This is a genomic window from Mycolicibacterium tusciae, assembly GCF_002086795.1.
Taxonomy (GTDB): Bacteria; Actinomycetota; Actinomycetes; order Mycobacteriales; family Mycobacteriaceae; genus Mycobacterium; species Mycobacterium tusciae.
Window position 1 is genome coordinate 87001 of sequence record NZ_MVIM01000017.1, and the last position, 17701, is coordinate 104701.

21 protein-coding genes are annotated in these 17701 nt (G+C 66.2%); 10 read left to right on the forward strand and 11 right to left on the reverse strand.

All coding sequences use genetic code 11. The features are described from left to right. Position 1: 1 nt before the first annotated feature. Complete coding sequence (locus BST47_RS24630; protein WP_083128306.1) at positions 2-1132, reverse strand: ABC transporter substrate-binding protein; 1131 nt, start codon at positions 1130-1132, stop codon at positions 2-4. Positions 1133-1313: 181 nt separating this feature from the next. Between BST47_RS24630 and BST47_RS30470 the strand changes: the two genes are divergently transcribed. Further along, on the forward strand, positions 1314-1883 hold the full coding sequence (locus BST47_RS30470) for a hypothetical protein (protein WP_083128307.1): 570 nt from the start codon (positions 1314-1316) through the stop codon (positions 1881-1883). A gap of 94 nt (positions 1884-1977) precedes the next feature. Here BST47_RS30470 and BST47_RS24640 read toward each other — a convergent pair whose 3' ends face one another. Together BST47_RS24640 and BST47_RS24645 are read right to left on the reverse strand one after the other, a co-directional pair. Beyond that, positions 1978-2214 carry a TetR-like C-terminal domain-containing protein gene (locus BST47_RS24640; protein ID WP_234809847.1) on the reverse strand — a complete coding sequence of 79 codons (237 nt, stop codon included), beginning with the start codon at positions 2212-2214 and terminating at the stop codon, positions 1978-1980. A 29-nt stretch (positions 2215-2243) separates the two neighbouring features. Continuing rightward, the gene (locus BST47_RS24645) at positions 2244-2840 is read right to left on the reverse strand and encodes an FMN-dependent NADH-azoreductase (protein WP_083128342.1); all 597 of its coding nucleotides are present in this window, start codon (positions 2838-2840) and stop codon (positions 2244-2246) included. 83 nt (positions 2841-2923) lie between these two features. Between BST47_RS24645 and BST47_RS24650 the strand changes: the two genes are divergently transcribed. From BST47_RS24650 to BST47_RS24660, 3 genes are all read left to right on the forward strand, one after another. Then, complete coding sequence (locus BST47_RS24650) at positions 2924-3382, forward strand: MarR family winged helix-turn-helix transcriptional regulator (protein WP_107529077.1); 459 nt, start codon at positions 2924-2926, stop codon at positions 3380-3382. 10 nt (positions 3383-3392) lie between these two features. Then, entirely contained in the window at positions 3393-3812 is a 420-nt protein-coding gene (locus BST47_RS24655; protein WP_083128308.1) for a TIGR03668 family PPOX class F420-dependent oxidoreductase, read from the forward strand. A 110-nt stretch (positions 3813-3922) separates the two neighbouring features. Further along, a complete protein-coding gene (locus BST47_RS24660; RefSeq protein ID WP_083128309.1) occupies positions 3923-6142 on the forward strand; it encodes an elongation factor G-like protein EF-G2 in 2220 nt (739 codons plus the stop codon). Positions 6143-6157: 15 nt separating this feature from the next. Here the strand turns inward: BST47_RS24660 and BST47_RS24665 are convergent, their stop codons facing one another. From BST47_RS24665 to BST47_RS24690, 6 genes are all read right to left on the reverse strand, one after another. Further along, positions 6158-6775 carry a YdcF family protein gene (locus tag BST47_RS24665; RefSeq protein ID WP_083128310.1) on the reverse strand — a complete coding sequence of 206 codons (618 nt, stop codon included), beginning with the start codon at positions 6773-6775 and terminating at the stop codon, positions 6158-6160. A 67-nt stretch (positions 6776-6842) separates the two neighbouring features. Next, a complete protein-coding gene (locus BST47_RS24670) occupies positions 6843-7574 on the reverse strand; it encodes a hypothetical protein (RefSeq protein WP_083128311.1) in 732 nt (243 codons plus the stop codon). Then, the gene (locus BST47_RS24675; protein ID WP_083128312.1) at positions 7571-8767 is read right to left on the reverse strand and encodes a zinc ribbon domain-containing protein; all 1197 of its coding nucleotides are present in this window, start codon (positions 8765-8767) and stop codon (positions 7571-7573) included. Before BST47_RS24675 ends, BST47_RS24670 begins: the two co-directional genes overlap by 4 nt. Next, complete coding sequence (locus BST47_RS24680; protein ID WP_083128313.1) at positions 8764-10362, reverse strand: S53 family peptidase; 1599 nt, start codon at positions 10360-10362, stop codon at positions 8764-8766. The genes BST47_RS24675 and BST47_RS24680 overlap by 4 nt, the downstream gene beginning before the upstream one ends. A 39-nt stretch (positions 10363-10401) precedes the next feature. After that, on the reverse strand, positions 10402-10677 hold the full coding sequence (locus tag BST47_RS24685) for a hypothetical protein (RefSeq protein WP_083128314.1): 276 nt from the start codon (positions 10675-10677) through the stop codon (positions 10402-10404). Between the two features lie 117 nt (positions 10678-10794). Then, positions 10795-11151, reverse strand: a complete 357-nt coding sequence (locus BST47_RS24690) for an STAS domain-containing protein (protein ID WP_083128315.1) — start codon at positions 11149-11151, stop codon at positions 10795-10797. A 152-nt stretch (positions 11152-11303) separates the two neighbouring features. On the opposite strand from BST47_RS24690, the gene BST47_RS24695 reads away from it, so the two are divergent. The 5 genes from BST47_RS24695 to BST47_RS24715 are packed head-to-tail and all read left to right on the forward strand — an operon-like array spanning position 11304 to position 15882. Next, on the forward strand, positions 11304-12182 hold the full coding sequence (locus BST47_RS24695) for an STAS domain-containing protein (protein ID WP_083128316.1): 879 nt from the start codon (positions 11304-11306) through the stop codon (positions 12180-12182). Between the two features lie 24 nt (positions 12183-12206). Beyond that, a complete protein-coding gene (locus BST47_RS24700; protein ID WP_083128317.1) occupies positions 12207-12623 on the forward strand; it encodes an STAS domain-containing protein in 417 nt (138 codons plus the stop codon). Then, positions 12613-13023, forward strand: a complete 411-nt coding sequence (locus tag BST47_RS24705; RefSeq protein ID WP_083128318.1) for an anti-sigma regulatory factor — start codon at positions 12613-12615, stop codon at positions 13021-13023. The genes BST47_RS24700 and BST47_RS24705 overlap by 11 nt, the downstream gene beginning before the upstream one ends. Beyond that, positions 13016-13639, forward strand: coding sequence for a SpoIIE family protein phosphatase (locus BST47_RS24710; RefSeq protein ID WP_083128319.1), 624 nt, complete (start codon positions 13016-13018; stop codon positions 13637-13639). The genes BST47_RS24705 and BST47_RS24710 overlap by 8 nt, the downstream gene beginning before the upstream one ends. Further along, positions 13636-15882, forward strand: a complete 2247-nt coding sequence (locus BST47_RS24715; RefSeq protein WP_083128320.1) for a SpoIIE family protein phosphatase — start codon at positions 13636-13638, stop codon at positions 15880-15882. The genes BST47_RS24710 and BST47_RS24715 overlap by 4 nt, the downstream gene beginning before the upstream one ends. On the opposite strand, the gene BST47_RS24720 is transcribed toward BST47_RS24715, so the two are convergent. Next, positions 15860-16753, reverse strand: a complete 894-nt coding sequence (locus BST47_RS24720; RefSeq protein WP_083128321.1) for a DMT family transporter — start codon at positions 16751-16753, stop codon at positions 15860-15862. The genes BST47_RS24715 and BST47_RS24720 overlap by 23 nt on opposite strands. Before the next feature lie 147 nt (positions 16754-16900). On the opposite strand from BST47_RS24720, the gene BST47_RS24725 reads away from it, so the two are divergent. Continuing rightward, complete coding sequence (locus BST47_RS24725) at positions 16901-17245, forward strand: aminopeptidase (protein ID WP_083128322.1); 345 nt, start codon at positions 16901-16903, stop codon at positions 17243-17245. On the opposite strand, the gene BST47_RS24730 is transcribed toward BST47_RS24725, so the two are convergent. Further along, the gene (locus tag BST47_RS24730; RefSeq protein WP_083128323.1) at positions 17242-17556 is read right to left on the reverse strand and encodes a hypothetical protein; all 315 of its coding nucleotides are present in this window, start codon (positions 17554-17556) and stop codon (positions 17242-17244) included. The genes BST47_RS24725 and BST47_RS24730 overlap by 4 nt on opposite strands. Positions 17557-17701 lie beyond the last annotated feature (145 nt).

Consider the following 17701-nt stretch of genomic DNA (forward strand, 5'->3'; position numbering starts at 1 on the left):
GTCAGCCGATCGCTTCAGCCCAGTTGTCGGAGAGATACGCAGTGGCCTTGTCGGTCTGCTCGGGGCTCGGCACGGTGACCGGCCCGTCGATCACCGGGATCGACGCCGCGACCGCCTGATCCAGAGAGCCGTCCGCCATCATGTTGTCCGCTCGCACCGGACGCACACCGCCTGCCGCGTAAAGGTTCTGGCCCTCGTCGCTGAAGAGGAACTCCTGCCACAGCCGCGCTGCCGCGGGATGCGGGGCGTCCTTGTTGATCGCCTGGTAGTAGTAGCCCGCGACCGCATGGTCCGGCGGAACCAGCACCTGCCACGACGGGAGCTTCTTCGTCTCGACCGCGTTGAGATAGTTCCAGTCGATGACCACCGGGGTCTGGCCGGACTCTATGGTCGCCGGGGTCGGGTCGACCGGCAAGAAGTTGCCCGCCTCGTTGAGCTTGCGGAAGAACTCCACACCCGGCGCGATGTCGTCGGCCGAACCGCCCTGCGACAGTGCGACCATCAGCACGCCGGAGAACGCGGCACCGGCCTGGGTCGGATCGCCGTTGAGTGCGACCTTGCCGTTGTATTCGGGCTTGAGCAGATCGTTGACCGAGGTGACCGGCGGCACCTTGGCGGAATCGAAACCGATCGACATGTAACCGCCGTAGTCGTTGACCCACGCCCCTTCGCGCTCCTTGTATGCCATCGGGATGTCGTCCCATACCGCCACCTTGTAGGGCGCGAACATCGCGGTATTGGCCAGCGCCACCGACTGGCCGAGGTCGAACACGTCAGGCGCGGTGCTGCGGCCCCGCTGCTGGTTCGCGGCATTGATCTCCTCCTTGCTCGACGCGTCGGGCTGTCCCGAGTTCACTTTGATCCCGTACTTGTCCTCGAACGCCTTGATGATGGCAGCGTAGTTAGCCCAAGTAGGCGGCAGCGCAATCACATTCAGCTCGCCCTCCTTCTTGGCGGCCTCGACCAGACCGTCCATGCCGCCGAAGTCCTCGGCCGACGTGGCCGCACGGGCGTTGACCCCGGATTCTGTCTGCTCCTCCGCGTTGTTCTTCTCCGGAGGTGCGCAGCCGATCAGACCGGTGAGCAGAAGGACCGATGCGGCCGCGGCCGCCGTGAGGCGTGAGAACTTCATTGCCGAACCTTCCGATGGCGGGGAAGCGGCGCAGTGGCGCAGACATGACGGCTGTGCGACGCGGCGTGAAACGATTGCATATGCGGCGCTCGACCCTACCGTGATCACGCCAGACCGTGTGCGTGTTCACACGACTTCGGTTGCCGCACATATGCGCAGGTAACAGCGATAGCATCAGTGTGTGGCCGAACGCGAAGCCTCGGGGGATTTCGATTACCTGATCGGCGACCTGCCTGAAACGCCCTCGGAATCCGAGGACTCGGACGGCGACGAGACGCTGCTGGAGTCGGGTCCGGCCGACGACTACGAACCGGCGCCGCACGACCACCCCCCGGGGGCGTTCGACGCCTTCGACGCGGACACCTGGTACTTCGAACCCGCGCCGGCGCCCTGGTACCGCGGCAGGCATGTGCTGGCCGTGTGGATCGCCGCCGGGGCCGCCGCGGCGGCGCTGGTGGTCTCGGCAGTTCTGTTGATCGTTCGCAATCCCGGCCCGGAAGTGGAGACCACGGCGCCGACCGAGGCGCCGTCGACCACGACGGCGGTGTCGACCGAACGGACGGCCAGCAGCGAGGTGCCGCCGCCACCGCCTGCGACGTCGGCCGAGCCCATCGACCCCCCTCCGGCGCAGACGGTGCGGCCGCAGAACCCGCGGCCGCGCAGTACTCGGCCGCCCGAGATCGGGGTGACGCGCACACCGGTGACGCGGTCACCCATCAGCGTCGCGCCCCAGCCGCGCGGACCACGCTGACAGCGGTACCACTCAGCGCTGATGCCCGCGGTGATGGAACACGATGCCCGGAACTCCGTACCCGAAGAACGGGTCGTGCTCTGCGTCACACCCGTCACACGGCGAATCCGCACATCGCGCCTTCGACCACGTGAGTGTGCAGTTCCGCGTTCACCAGCGGGTCGAACTGCGCCTCGCCGATCAGTTGCGCGAAGACTCTCCCGCTACCGCCGCCGTAGAAGTGGCCCAGCCCGCGGACCACGCATTGGAAATCCTCGCGCGCGGACCCCGTATCCGGATCGGGCGCCTCGGCCATCATCTCGGTCAGGAACGCCGCGGTGCCGGAACTCACGCCTTCAACTATCGACCACCAACTGGGCCTCAGGCAGCGTTCTCACCGACTTCCCACAGCGCATCAATCGTCTCCATAGCCTGGTTCAGGCTCGCGGCCGCAAGCGGTTTGAGCTCAGCCATCGCGGGATTGACATCCGCCATCGTCAGTTCGGCGACGATGAAGCGAGGCGACAAGCCCGTCATCGACACCGCATGGGGCAACCAAGATTCAGCGTGATCCCAACCCTCCCGGGGTGTGCCCGGACCGTAGCCGCCGCCGCGACTTTCGAGCACGACGAACTCGGTATCGCCGAGCAGACCCGCCCCCGTTTCGGCGTCGATCGACAGCCCGGGCGCGACGATGTGGTCCACCCACGCCTTGACCGTGCTCGGCGGGCCGAAGTTGTACAGCGGAAGTCCGAGCACCACCGTGTCGGCGCGCTTGATCTCGCCGATGAGTTCGGTGGTCAACGCCGGCGACGTCGCGTCACCGAAGTGCGGAATCGAATCCCTCGCCAGGTCGCGATACACGACAGAGCCCTCCGGGTGGGCGTCGCGCCACCGCTGGACGGCACGGGCGGTGAGACGGCGGCTGACGGATTGATCGCCCTGGACCGACGAGTCGATGTGCAGCAACTGGTTCATCAATTCCTCCATCATAGATAGTTAGTGGATAACAAGCTATCTATACCAAATAGATCATATGCATATTCCCGTAGGCTGATGACGTGCCAGAACTGTCCGCGCCGCTGCTCGTGCACCTGGCGCGGCGCATGCAGACCGAGGCCGAAGTGGAGTTGATCGCCTTCGGTCTACGCGCGCGGCACGTCGTCGCCCTGACTCTGCTGCGTGACCTCGGTGGACAGAATCAGTCCGACCTGACCGCGATGCTCGGAATCGACGCGACGAACGTGGTGGGCCTGCTTAACGAACTCGAGTCCGGCGGCCTCATCGAGCGCAGGCGCTCCACCGCAGACCGCCGGCGGCACACCGTGATGCTGACCGCGGCGGGCACACGCAAGCTCACCGAGATCGAGAAGGTGCTCTCTGTCGTCGAACAACGGGTACTCGCCCCGCTGAGCGATTCGGAGCAGCACGATCTGTACGCGCTTCTCGCACGGGCGACCGCGAGCAGCTGCGCTGAGGTGCTTCCGACCACGCAGGCATGCATCGAGGGTTCGGAATAGTCTGAATGCCATGGCCCAAATCGACGCTGCGGCCTTGTTCGCGCAATCGCCCGTTGCGATGCTCGCCACCGTCGGGCCCGACGGCGCGCCACACATTGTGCCCGTGGTGTTCGCGGTCAACACCGACCGCGAACAACCAGTCATCTACACCGCCGTCGACGCCAAACGTAAGTCCACCAAACGGTTGCAGCGGCTGACCAACATCGAGGCCAACCCCCGGGTGAGCGTGCTCGTCGACAACTACGACGAAGACTGGACCCAGCTATGGTGGGTGCGGGCCGACGGCGTCGCCGAGATCCACCACAGCGGTGATGAGATGGCGAGCGGCTATGCGCTGCTGCGGCGCAAATACGTTCAGTACCAAAGGCTTGCACTCGACGGTCCCGTCGTCACGATCACCGTCGGGCGGTGGTCGGCGTGGCAGGCGTGACCCGTCACCTCCGTCGGATGCTCTGAGGCCACACGCCACGAGTTGTGTCATTCCCTTGTGCTCGGTGACGGTTCGGAGAATTCTGGTTCAACGAACCTGGAGGAAACGTCATGGCCGACAAGACGACAACTTCCCAAGCCGGAGCTGCCCCCACCGCGGACAGTCCGGCCGCCATCCGCAACGTGGTGCTGGTGGGCCCATCGGGTGGCGGCAAGACAACACTCGTCGAGGCGTTACTGGTCGCCGCCGGAGTACTCAACAGACCGGGATCGGTCGTCGACGGGACCACCGTCTGCGATTGCGACGAGGCGGAGATCTCGCAGCAGCGCTCGGTCGGTCTCGCCCTGGCGTCACTGGAGCACGACGGCGTCAAGGTCAACCTGATCGACACACCCGGCTACGCCGACTTCGTCGGCGAACTGCGCGCCGGGCTGCGAGCCGCGGACTGCGCGCTGTTCGTCATCGCATCCAACGAGCAGATCGACGAGCCGACCAAGTCGCTGTGGCTGGAGTGCAGCCAGGTCGGGATGCCGCGGGCCGTCCTCATCACGAAACTCGACCACGCCCGCGCGAACTACGACAACGCGCTGACGGCGGCGCAGCAGGCGTTCGGCGACAAGGTGCTGCCGCTGTACCTCCCCGCCGACTCCGGCTCAATTGTCGGCACCGCCGGCGGGCCGTGCACAGGGCTCATCGGATTGCTCTCGCAGACCCACTTCGAATACGCCGACGGCAAGCGCACCGCGTCCCACGAACCCGACACCTCCTACCGCAACGCGATCGACGAGCTGCGCGGCAGCCTGATCGAGGGAATCATCGAGGAGTCCGAGGACGAAACGCTCATGGAGCGTTATCTCGGCGGCGAGGAGATCGATCAGTCGGTGTTGATCGACGATCTCGAGAAGGCCGTCGCGCGCGGGTCGTTCTTTCCGGTCATCCCCGTGTGCAGCACCACCGGCGTGGGCACCCACGAGTTGCTGGAGGTCATCACCAGCGGATTCCCGTCCCCGCCCGAACACCAGCTCCCCGAGGTGTTCACCCCGCAGGGCAAGTCCCGCAACAGCTTGCCATGTGATCCGGCCGGCCCCCTCCTCGCCGAGGTCGTCAAGACCACGTCGGACCCGTATCTGGGCCGCGTCAGCCTGGTGCGGGTGTTCTCCGGGACCATCTCCCCCGACGCGACCGTGCATGTGTCCGGCCACTTCTCGTCGTTCTACGGCGCCAACGGCTCCTCCCCCGGCCACGGCGACCCCCGTTGGACGGCCGGCCACGCCGACCATGACGAGGACGAGCGCATCGGCACGCTGTCATTCCCACTCGGCAAGCAACAGCGGCCCGCACCGCAGGTGGTGGCCGGTGACATCTGCGCCATCGGACGGCTGTCGCGCGCCGAGACCGGCGACACGCTGTCCGCGAAGGCGGACCCGTTGGTGCTCAAACCATGGACCATGCCAGAACCGTTGCTGCCCATGGCCATTCAACCACACGCCAAGACCGACGAGGACAAGCTTGCGGTCGGGTTGCAGCGGCTTGCGGCCGAGGATCCGACGCTGCGCATCGAACAGAACCCCGAGACACATCAGATCGTGTTGTGGACCATGGGCGAGGCGCATTCCGGTGTGGTGCTCGACGCGCTGGCACGCCGCTACGGCGTCGCCGTCGACACCGTCGAGTTACGGGTGCCCCTGCGAGAAACGCTGGGCGGCAAGGCCAAAGGACATGGGCGGCATGTCAAGCAGTCCGGCGGCCACGGCCAGTTCGCGGTATGCGACATCGAGGTGGAGCCGCTGCCGGAAGGGTCCGGTTTCGAGTTCGTCGACAAGGTCGTCGGCGGTTCCGTTCCACGGCAGTTCATTCCGAGCGTGGAAAAGGGTGTGCGCGCTCAGATGGAGAAGGGCCTTCTCAACGGGGCGGGCTCGGGCTATCCGGTCGTCGACATCAAGGTGACGCTGTTCGACGGAAAAGCGCACAGCGTCGACTCATCCGACTTCGCGTTCCAAATGGCAGGCGGGCTCGCGCTGCGTGAGGCGGCTTCGGCGACCAAAGTGAACCTGCTCGAACCGGTCGACGAGGTCTCGGTCGTGGTGCCCGACGATTTCGTCGGCGCCGTGATGAGCGACCTGGCCGGCCGGCGCGGCCGCGTGGTGGGCACGGACAAGGTCGGCGAGGACCGCACCGTCGTGAAGGCCGAGATACCCGAGGTCGAGTTGACCCGGTACGCGATCGACCTCCGGTCCCTCGCGCACGGCGCCGGATCCTTCACGCGATCCTTTGCTCGCTACGAGCCGATGCCGGAGCAGGCGGCGGCCAAGGTGCGGGCGTCCGTATAGCAGGACAGGACAAGCTCACTGACGCGTCGCGTAGTACAGCACGCTGTGATACACCTCGCGCAACAGCATCGGAATCTTCGTGTGAACGGTCTTGAAGGCGCTGGTGGGAGTGGGCGACGGGTGCGCGTCAAGCCCTAGGTGGGCGGCGACGCGCGTGGCGCGGCGCATGTGCAGCGGGTCGGTGACAATCAGCACTCGGTCCAGGCCATGTTCGGAAAGCAGCGGCTGGGCGAAAACGAAATTCTGCTTGGTGGTGCGCGATTGCGCCTCGATGAGCAGACGGTCCTCCGGGATGCCCGCCCCGATCAGCCACTCGCGGCCGGCCTCGGATTCGGCAAGCGTGTCGCCCTGCCCGACGCCGCCTGTCACGACGATCCAACCGACTCGGCCGGACCGAAACAGCTCGGCAGCATGCCGCAATCGCTCCTCGAACACCGGTGACGGCTCGTCGTCGTCGACGGCCGCGCCGAGAACGATTGCCGCATACGCCGAGACGGGGTCGGATTGCTCGCTGAATGCAGCGATGTCGATGGCAAGGCCGAGGACCCCTGCCAGAAACAGCGCGGGAGCGATTGCGATTCGTCGAAGTCTTCGGACGAGCCGTCTGCGTCGCGCCGGTCCGACGAACCGCATCCATGTCACGATACTTTGTGCGACCCCCTTCCCTGGCGTTCACTATGGGGGCTAACGCGACCACCCACTAGCGCGGCGGGTCGCCCTGCCAGCTGAAGCTGTTGACGTATTTGCCCATATCCAAAGCGATCTGGGTGTTGGCGCCGGAGGGCTTGCCGAACCCGAAGTCGGGTCCGAATTCGTGGTAGGGCCCCACCGCCGAGGCCACGAGAGCGAGATCGTTCTTGATGGCGACCATGATCAGCACCCGCATCCTCTGGTAATTGCTGTTGGCACCCTGCGGCCACCAGTCGACGATCTCTCCGAACCCGCGCTGGTAGCCGACCATCGCGTTGGGAATCTCGTACGCGGTCCGGGTATCGGGAAACATCTTGCTCACCAGTTCTTCAGCGATCTGCTCAGGTGACCGGCCGGCGACGGGAACACTGAAGAACTGCATGCTGCCGCCATCACCGCCAAGGAACTCGGCCATCACCTTGTTCGGCTCGGTGGTGATGCGGTAAGCCGAACTGGGCGCGGGATGCGACACCGAGAACGTGCCGTCGGCGGCGGTGAAGCGTGGGTTTATCGTGACCGGCGTACCCGTCGGCGGCCTGCCGCACTCCGGCGGGCACATGTAGCGCGCGGGGGGCTTGCTGATCATCGCCGACAGCCCGACCAGCGCCCCCGCCACGACGGCGATGGTGGCGAACCATATCAGCACCAACCGTGTGCGCGACGTGCGACGCGGCTGGGGCGCCTCGTACGTGCCGGCCGGAACCGCGTATCCGGGAAAGAAATCCGTCGTCGTCGTGGTCACGGCGTGTCGGGACCTTCACGCACCGGACGGGCGTCGCGCCGGTCTTCGCGTGACGACCGTGACGATGCCCGCGTCGCCACCCCGCACGCGGGGCAGAAAGCCATGTCCGGCACCACATGTCCGCAGTGCGTACACAACAGCGGCTCATCCGACTGGATCTCGTCGTGCACCTCGTGCAGCAGCGCCAGATGCAAACCGATGCGCAACACCAGCATGGCGACCAGCGTCAGTGCCAGATAGAGCACCAGCATCAACAACTGCGGGACACGGGCGACGTCGATCAGGCCCAGCCCGAGATAGACGGCGAGGATCGCCGCCGCGAGGCCGACGAGAACCAGCCGCACCATGCCGGGGTGCTGGTCTTTCTTACTTGCCGGGCGGGTGAACCACAGTGCAGCACCGATCAATCCACCAGCGGCCGCAGTGATCAACGGTATCGAGATGCCCCTGATGCCCGCCTCGACGAGCAGGCTCTCCAGTGGGCGCTTGCTGATGGCCCCGGTCCCGAACAGCGGAACCGACCGCGTCATCGCCGCCGCGGCCATGAACGCGAAGGCGCCCAGCATACCGATCCTGAAGCCGTCCAACGCTTCTCGTGAGGACGGTCGGAACACCCTCACGATCACAGCCGGCATCAGCATCAGGATCACCCCGCCCAGGGGGATGCCGATCCCTACGCGGAGCATCCGCATGCCCGTGATGGCCGAGCCCAGACCGACCTCGTACGAGCGGGCGACCATCGCACCCGTGAGCAGGACCCATCCCACCCCGAATCCAACGCCGAGCACCGCGGTGAGCACCAATGTGCTGACCGGGAAGTCGCGGAAGGCATCCGACTCGCGGAGATAAATGAGGTACAGCACGGGCAGGCCCAACGTGCCGACGGTGATCAGGGCGGCGGGCAGACGCAGCAGTGTGAATGCGACGAGGCACACCAGCAGCACCACCAGACCCAGCCGGAACGCCGTTCGGGAGCGCTGCGCCACCTGAGGGAACAGCGAACTGGCCAACGACAGCTGCAGCAGGTGCTCGTTCGGCGCCGCCCCGAAGTTCTTGAGGCGCAACCAGTCCGGGCCCTCGCCAGGCCGCGGTTGCAGGTGGCATCCGCACAGTCCGCAGTACTCGCCGTCCGGTACGTCGGTCTTGCAGATGCGGCATTCCGTTGTCGGGACGGAATCGTCGGGAGTCGTCATTCGGCCGCCTCTTGGAGGATCAGCAGGTTGCGTACGAGGTTGTCGACATCTGGGGTACCGAGCCCGGTGATGAGGTCGTAACCCGGTCCGGCCTCGGCGACGGCGTTGGCGCCGAGCGTCACGTCACGGAACGCGGGCAGCGGCGCCCCCTCGGCGATCCGGTAGAGCAGCGGATTGAAGGCACCGATCAGCTGCCCGCCGTTGGCGAGCAGGTACTGGTTCATCACCGCGGCAAGGCCCGCCCAGATCGGCGCGGACTGCGAGGTCCCGCCACCGACCAGTTCGGTTCCCTTGAAGATGATGCGCACGCCGGTGAAGGGGTCGGCGACGGCCGCGACGTCCGGCGTCAGCCTGCGCTCGGTATCGCTGTCGGGCATCACAGCCCGTTGCCATTCCGGGCGGTCGAACAGGTTGGAAACCCCGCCGCCGCTGCCGACCGACAGCGGGACGTCGTACCAGGCCTGCTCGGCAAGCCACCTGCCGTCGGCGTCGGTGGACAGCGTCGTGCCGCCGACATCGGTCATCTCCGGCAGTGACGCCAGCGAGTCCAGCCCGATATCGGCGTCGCCGGGCGGAGACGACCAGTCGTCGCCACCCTTGCACTCCAGGCCGGCGAGATCGCCGCTCGCGTTGAACGCGGTAGTGCCGTTCGCCTGTGCCGCCGCGAGTGCTTCCCGCGCCGGTGCGAGATCGGCGGCGGTGATGAGTTTGTCGCAACCCCATCCGATCGAAAAGCTCCAGATCGCGCCGGGATAGCGGCGATCGGCTTCGGCGAACAACTCGCCGATCTTCTCGAACGTGCCGTCGCCGGAGATCGTCGACTGGGCGCTGAACACGACCTTGCGCGCATCCGGTGCCACGGCGTGGGCGACTTCGAGATCCATCGTCGTCTCGCCGCGCGGGTCGTCGAGCTCGCCACCGACGACTTCCGGCGTGAACTGGGGCAGCCCGTACGTGGTCGCGAACGCGTCCAGATCGGACTGGTCGAAACCGTCGAAGGCGAAGAACACGATCGTGGTGCCCTTGCCCGTATAGCCGTCGGCGGCCAGCCGCGAAGCGTTGTAGGTGTTCAACAGTGCGCTGGGCTTCAGTCCCTTGTCCGGCACGTCGAGCGGAAACATCCGCGTCTGCGACGTGTGGTGTGGCAGGTAGCCCAGGATCCGTCCCACCTCGGCGACCTCGGGGGTCAGCGCCTCGGGAATCGAGGGCTGTTGCGGCGACGCGTAGAACACCTGACCGCGCTTACCGCGGTAGTCATGGACCTCGACGTCGAATGCGTCGGCCACCTTCTCCGCCGCGCCCTCGAGCACCGCCCAGGCCCGCCCCGGCTTCCACCTGACGTCCAGGCCCTGGCTGTGCGCCCAGTCGAAAACGCCGTCCGGGCGCGCCGGCCCATGCAGCGCGAGGGTCAGCTGGGCGTTGTCGTTGTGCGACGGCCCCAGATCGGTGGAGCTGGCAAGCAGGTACGAGTACGGCCCTGCGATGGCATCGCCGCCGTCTGTGCCGGGACGCGAAGACGTCAGTCGTAGGTCGGAAACGAGCATCATCACGCTGACGGCAACCAACGCCAGCACGCCGATATGCCGCGCCTTCACTCCAACCAGCGTACTTGCGAGAATTCCGCCCAGCCGGTGCTAGCCCGTTCGGGGGTGCGTGGCCGACGGGGCCGGCGGGGCGATCACCGACGGGGAGAACGGGTTGGGGCCACCGGGCTCCAGACGCGGCGCCTTCTCAGTCGGCTCGACCGGCGCGGCCGACGTCGTGGTCGTGGTGGTCTCCGAGGTGGTGGTCTCGGTGGTCTCGCTCGGTGCCTCTTCTTCGCTGGAGCACGATGCGGTGAGCACAACCATCGCGGTGACCGCGGCGCCGCCGGCGATGGCCGCCACGCGGCGACCCAAAACTGACCTCATGTCTCAGTCCTTACTGTCCCGACCAATGCCAGCTGCTACCAAGATCAAACCGGCATCCGGAACTTTAGCCGAACGCTGAGCAAGCCGCCCGACGAATTTCTCCGTTGGCGATCGTTGTCACCGGACAACCGAACCCTTCGCTTCGGCGACCGACGATGAGAGCGACAAAACCTGGTCCAAGCCGGTTAACTGGATGGGCCGACTCGTGGCCGGACCGTCGGCGACAACCGCGAACCCCGCGGAGCCGCCGATCTTCTCGTGAGTGGCCACCAACGCCTGGAGCCCCGCCGACGCGAGGAAGTCCACCGCAGAGAGATCGACGATCAACGCCTTGGGTCGCTGGGCGAGCGCGTCTGCAATGGCCGCCTCGAACGCCGGGATGGTGGCCAGATCTATTTCGCCGCTGACCGCAAGCACAGCGACGCCGTCGTCGTCGTAGCTGACCGAGGTGGTGATCAGATCCTTCGCGGGCACGGCTTTCCTTAAGTCAGCGCCGCAAACTGGTCACGGCGGTGCGCCGAGCTTAACCTGTTGTCGCCGAACGATAGATCTTTGCTTCCACACCGCAGCCCCAGACCCGCAGGCTAGGGTCAAAACAGCAGCGGAAAGCCGGGGAGGTTTCTTCGATGTCCTATCCGACAGATGTGGCCAGCGCGAGCGTCTCGACCGAGGGCTTGTTACCGCAACTGGTGGAGCACCTCAGACAGAACCGCACCGCGCTGCGCGAGGAGTGGGCACGCAGGATCACCGAAGCGGAGTTGTTGACCGCGATGTCGCCCGAGGAGATCTTCTCGGAGGCGACCACGGTGTACGACAGCTACGTCGAAGTGCTCGAGACCGGCAGTGTGGAAGCGCTGCAGGACTACGCACGCGATCTGTCCGAGCGCATCATTCCGCGAGGTGTGGAGACCAACGAGGTGGTCGGCATCGTGCTGCTGCTGCGCGACGTGCTGGCCCGCTCACTGTTCGAGAAGTACCAAACCGACTTTGAACTGCTCAACCGCGTGCTCGACGCGTACGAGCCCGCCGCGAACCGCATCGCCAACACGGTGGCCGTCGGATTCGTGCAGGAACGCGAGCGCATCATCCGCCAGCAGCAGGAAGCGATCCGCGAGCTGTCGACACCGGTGCTGCAGGTGCGTGAGCAACTGCTGATTCTGCCGATCATCGGCGTCCTCGACAGTCAACGTGCACGACAGGTCACCGAACAGCTGCTGCGGGCCATCCGCGCCAACCGCGCCAAGGTCGTCGTCATCGACATCACCGGTGTGCCCACCATCGACTCCACGGTGGCCAACCATCTTGTGCAGACCGTCGACGCGTCGGGACTGATGGGTGCCAGCGTGATCATCACCGGGCTGTCGTCGGAAATCGCGCTGACCCTGGTGACGATCGGTCTCGACCTGTCGAAGATGAACGCCGTCGGCGACCTGCAGGGTGGCATCGAGGAGGCCGAACGGCTGCTCGGCTACGAGGTGACCCGCACCGGCGAGCAACCCGGCTAACGCGAGGCACGGCGCAGGATCTTCATGGCAGTTCCCATCCTCAAGCAGGGCACGATCCTCATCGCCTCGGTGCAGGCCGCACTCTCGGACTCCGACACCGAACAGCTTCGCCATGACCTGATGGAGCGGGTCAGCCGATACCGCGCGCACGGCATCATCGTCGACGTGACCGCGATCGATGTGATGGATTCGTTTGCAGCCCGGTCACTTCGAACGATCGCGCATATGACCCGGCTGCGCGGTGCGGACACGGTGATCGTGGGCCTGCAGCCCGAGGTGGCGTTCGCCATGGTCCAGTTGGGACTCACATTCGACGACATGCACACCGCGCTGGATCTGGAAGAAGGCCTCGCTCTACTGAGTCGGCATCTGCCGAATCGGAAGCTCGAGGATCGGAAACCGGCGATCGGACGCGACCCCGGAAATGTCCATGCCGACTGACTTCGTGGTCGACATCAACGACTCCGATGACATCGTCACCGCGCGCCAAGCGGGGCACGAACTCGCCAAGCAGCTCGGATTCTCGCTGACCGACGTCACGATGATTGCGACGGCGATCTCCGAAATCGCCCGCAACATAACGAGTTACGCCGGTCGAGGCGAGGTCCGCGTCGGAGTTCAGCTCCGCGACGGCAGGCAGGCGCTGGTGGTGAGGGCCGAGGACGACGGTCCGGGCATAGCCGACGTGGAACGCGCGCTTGACGACGGCTACTCCACCGGACGCGGACTCGGGCTCGGACTGCCCGGTGCGCGCAGGCTGATGGATCGACTGCAGATCGAGTCGGAGACGGGCCGCGGCACCGTCATCGAGATGTGGAAGTGGATACCCGAAAGTGTTTAGGCATGGCAAGTTCGGGCCCATCGAATGGGCCGCGGTTCGCCGCCCGCGGTCGGGGGAGGTGGTGTGCGGCGATCATCCGGTGGCATTCGACATCGGCGAGGGTGGCGCGCTGTTCGGGGTGATCGACGGCCTGGGCCACGGCGAGGCGGCGGCTGTGGCCGCGCAGTTGGCGGCCGAGGTCGTGGACCGGGGCCGCGCCGACCCGCTGGATGTGTTGATACAGCGCTGTCATCTCGCTTTGACTGAAACACGCGGCGTCGCAATGACATTGGCCTGCGTCGACTTCGAGGCCAACGAGCTGAATTGGATCGGTATCGGCAACGTGGCGGCCGATCTCGTTGCCAAGCATCCGAGCGGAGTCGAGGTTCGTTCCTCTGCGCTACTGGTCGGGGGCATCGTCGGATACCGGATACCGCAGAGCCTTTCTCCCACCCACGTGCCGATCTCCCCCGGCGACCTGCTGGTCATGTCGAGCGACGGCATCGCCGAACAACACCTCAACGACATCGACTTCGCCGCCCACGCAACGACAATCGCCGAACAACTCGTGGGCCGCTACGGCAGGGAGACCGACGACGCGCTGGTGCTGGCGGCCCGTCATCGAGGTACCGCGTGAGCGACGATCCGGGTGCCGGGGACTTCTACGCGCACTACGCCGCGGCTCTGACCGAGTACGTCAAGTCGGGGTCCGAGGCCAGTCTGGCGGTCGGACACGAACTCGGTAGGCGCGCCTTGAGCGACCGGATGAGCATGCTCGAGATCATCGAGAATCACGCTCGATTCGTCGTCGAGATGAAGCAGGACATGTCGATCGATCCCGACGCCCCGCTGCAGTTCCTGTTGCAGACACTGGCTGCGCTGGATGTGGCGACTCGTGGATTTCTGGACGGTACAAGGCGTTACGAACAGCAGCGGGCCCGTGCGGAGGATCTGGCCGACCGCGACGAGTTCCGCGATGCACTGGTGAATTCATTGCAAGAGGGCTTCTACGTCGCGGATCACACCGGGGCCATCGTTGAGATCAACGACGCCTTCGTCGACATCACCGGGTATGGCCCCGACGGGTTGCCCTACCGGGCCCCGTATCCATGGGTGACCGACGAGACCGCGACGAATCAGCGGCTGTCCGCACTGAGCGAGCACGGCTCCATCGCTACCGATACCGCGATCCGTCATCGCGACGGAACCGTTCGGTGGGTGGCGATCAGCATCAACGCGGTGAGGGAGCAACGCACCGACCATCACGCCTACGTCGGGACCATGCGCGACGTGACCGCCACGCACGCCGTGGCGGAGCGCGAACGAGCGGTGGCGCGGTTGGCCACCGCAGTCAGCGTGGCCCGAAACGTGGACGAGGTGTTGTCGGCCGCACTGACCCAGTCCCGATCTCGGCTCGACACGCAACGCCTGATCGCCGTCGTGTGGCCGCAGGGCGAGGGCGATCCGGTTGTCCACACCGCAGGCGAGCCCGCTGTTTCGAATTGGCGTGAACTCGACGAGGATTGGCGGCGCACCCTCGACGATGCCCGCGACTGGTTGCCTTTGACGGTCACGCCGGTCGGAGCCGTGCCCAGCGCGGGGACGACGCGCGGGTTCGTGGCGGTGACCTCGGGTGCTCGCGACGTCGTCGTATGCCTAGAGCACCGGATTCCGCGCCGGGTCAGCGACGAGGACCGTCAGCTCGTCATGGCGTTGTTCGGACACATCAGTCTGGCCATGCAGCATGTGCGACAGTTCGAGATCGCGCGTGAAACCTCACTGACCCTGCAGCGTTCGCTGCTGCCCGCAACGACGCTGCCCGTCGGCTGCGCCGTGCGGTACGAGCCCGCGGTTCCTCCGCTGGAGATCGGCGGCGACTTCTACGACGTGCTTCCGGTCGGCGAGAACCGCATCGGCATCATCGTCGGCGACTGCGTGGGCCGCGGTCTGGCCGCCGCGGCGGTCATGGGCCAGTTGCGTGCGTCGACGCGCGCCCTGCTGCTCACCAGCGCTGAACCCGCCAGGGTGCTCGAACAGCTCGACTCGGTGGCCGAATTGATCCCGGATGCGTTCTGCGCCACGGTGTTCGTCGCTGTCGCCGACCTGGACTCCCAAACGCTGCGCTATAGCAGTGCCGGCCACGTGCCGCCGGTGTTCGACAGCGGTGCGGAGCGCCCGGAGCTGCTCACCGATGGTCACTCGGTGCCGCTCGCGGTGCACCGGGACGGGCCCCGACCGCAGGCCTCGCGATCGTTGACGGCCGGTTCGACCCTGCTGCTGTACACCGACGGCCTTGTCGAGCGGCGTGACATGGCGATCGACGAACAGATCGACCGCGCGGCCGAGGTGGTGTCCGAAACCGTTGACCTGCCGGTCGAAGCGGTGGCCGACGAGATCCTGCGCCGGCTCGCTCCGGAAGGGGGCTACGACGACGACGTCGCGATCGTCGTGTACCGATGCCCGCCGTCGGCCTTACTGATCGACGACGAGGCGGCGCCGAGGCTGTTGAGCGACGTCCGGCACCGGTTGGCGGAATGGTTGCGCACCCACCAGGTCGAGTCACCGCTCGCGGACGACATCATCCTGGTGGTCAACGAGGCCTGCTCCAACTGCGTCGAGCACGCGTATCGGGGACACGATCCGGGGCGTATGCGCGTGGAGGCCGAGGTGCGCGACGGCCAGGTGCGCGTCAGTGTCGTCGATTCGGGTTCGTGGAAGACGCCGCCCGCCGACCCCGGAACCCGCGGCAGGGGCCTACTGCTCATCAGCTCCGTCAGCGATCACGTCGATGTCGTCGGAACGGATGACGGGACGTCCGTGCAGATGACGTTCCGGCTGCCCACGACCGAAGGGTTGCTCAGTGCTCCCGCTTCGCGATAGCGGCCTCGAGTTCTTCTTCCAGCGCACCCTCCTCGCGTCCGAGAGCCACGGTTGCGGCCAGCATCGCGAGTAGCGCGACCGTGATCGCGACGGCTTTGACGCCGTTGACGTCCATGTGCTCGCCGAGCACCACGGCGCCCAGCAACACGGCGACGAGCGGTTCGAGCACCAGCATCGTCGGCACCGACATCTGCAAAGAGCCCGCGTGAAATGCCGACTGCTGCAACAACACCGCGATGACGCCGACCACCACGAGTAGATAGACCCCCGGCGAGGTGAAGACGGTCCGCACCCCGTCCTCGGTCAGCAGGTACATCACGAGCTTGGTGAGCATTGCGACAACACCGAAGAGCACACCCACCGCCACCGCGAGTAGCACCGCCCGTCGCCACCCGGGATTGCGGATCGCGACGAACACACACGCCGACACCGCCACGACGCACACCACGGCCACGATCAACGTGAGCGGTACCGAGGCCTCGTAGTCACCGGCACTGGTCTTGGCCAACAACACGAACACTGCCAGGGAGGCGGTGAGCAGCAACGCCCACAGCCACTCACCGCGGGTGACCCGGCGATTGGCCAGCCGCGCGCTCAGCGGGAGCGCGAACAACAGCGCCGAGACGAGGATGGGTTGGACCAGCAGAAGTGACCCGTAGGCCAGCGCGACGGCCTGAAACGCGAAGCCGGCGACCGCCGCGGCGGTCCCGGCCCACCACAGCGGACGGCGGATCAGCGTCAGGACCATGGTGGGGCTGACGCCCTTGTCCTCGGGGACATCCATGGTGGCTCGCTGCCGGACCACGATGCCGACGGCGAGGAACAGCGCTGCGAGGAAGGCGAACAGCACCGCCAGCCCATGGCCTACCAAAGGGGATCAGCTCCTCCGAGACAAACACCGACCACTGCCGGCACATCCGACAAGGACAACATAGGGGGCGTTGTACCCATTCGCCGTCCGCGCCTCCCTGTTCTTCATCGAGGTTTGGCCTCCGGTCGAGTGGGCATTAAACCGAGCATGAATCTGCGACGGTTGGTTTTGCTGGCAGGGGCGGTCGTGTTGCTCGTCGGTGTCATCGGTCTGCTCATGCCCGTATCGGTGGCAGGACCCGAGGGCCAGAGCATCGGCTGCGGCAACGCCATCGCCGCCGACGACTCGGCCGCCCGTGAAGCGGACAACAACAACCCGGTGAATCTGCCGATCCTCAACGAGGTCATTCCGCACACGGATTACGCGGCACTGTGCTCGTCGGCGATCTCGCAACGGCGCACCTGGGCCATCCCGGTGGCGATCGTCGGCCTGGTGGTGATCGCCGGAGGGTTCTTCGTCGGCGGGCGCGCGGGCAGTCCCCGCACCGTCTAGCCGGCTTCGCGGACGGCCGCCAGGTGCGGGCGTCCAACGACGGGCCGCCCATCATGCCCGGCACGCCCCCCATCGGGCGATGCCGCTGACGGCGCAATCTTGTCGTTGACCCCTGCGACCGCGGCATCGACCCGGTCCACGGCCCGGTCGCACAATCCGCGAACTTTGTCGCTGGCCGCGTCGACGTCATCGGCCGCGCTGAGCAGGTAAGCGCGCACGTTGAGGCGCAACCGCTCGCCCTTGGCCCTCAGCCGACGCCGCAGCCGATCGTCAACCTCGACCGTGACGTAGGGCAACACCCGAAGCTTCATGTCCCCACAGTAACGGGGAGGTCGGTTGACCGGCAGCCAGCGACCTTTCGGGCCAACTGGACCTTGTCGTCTAGCTTGCGCGCTAGCCATGGCCGCTGACCAGGCTTGAAACGTTGACTTCAAGCTTTTCTGGACGATATAGTTC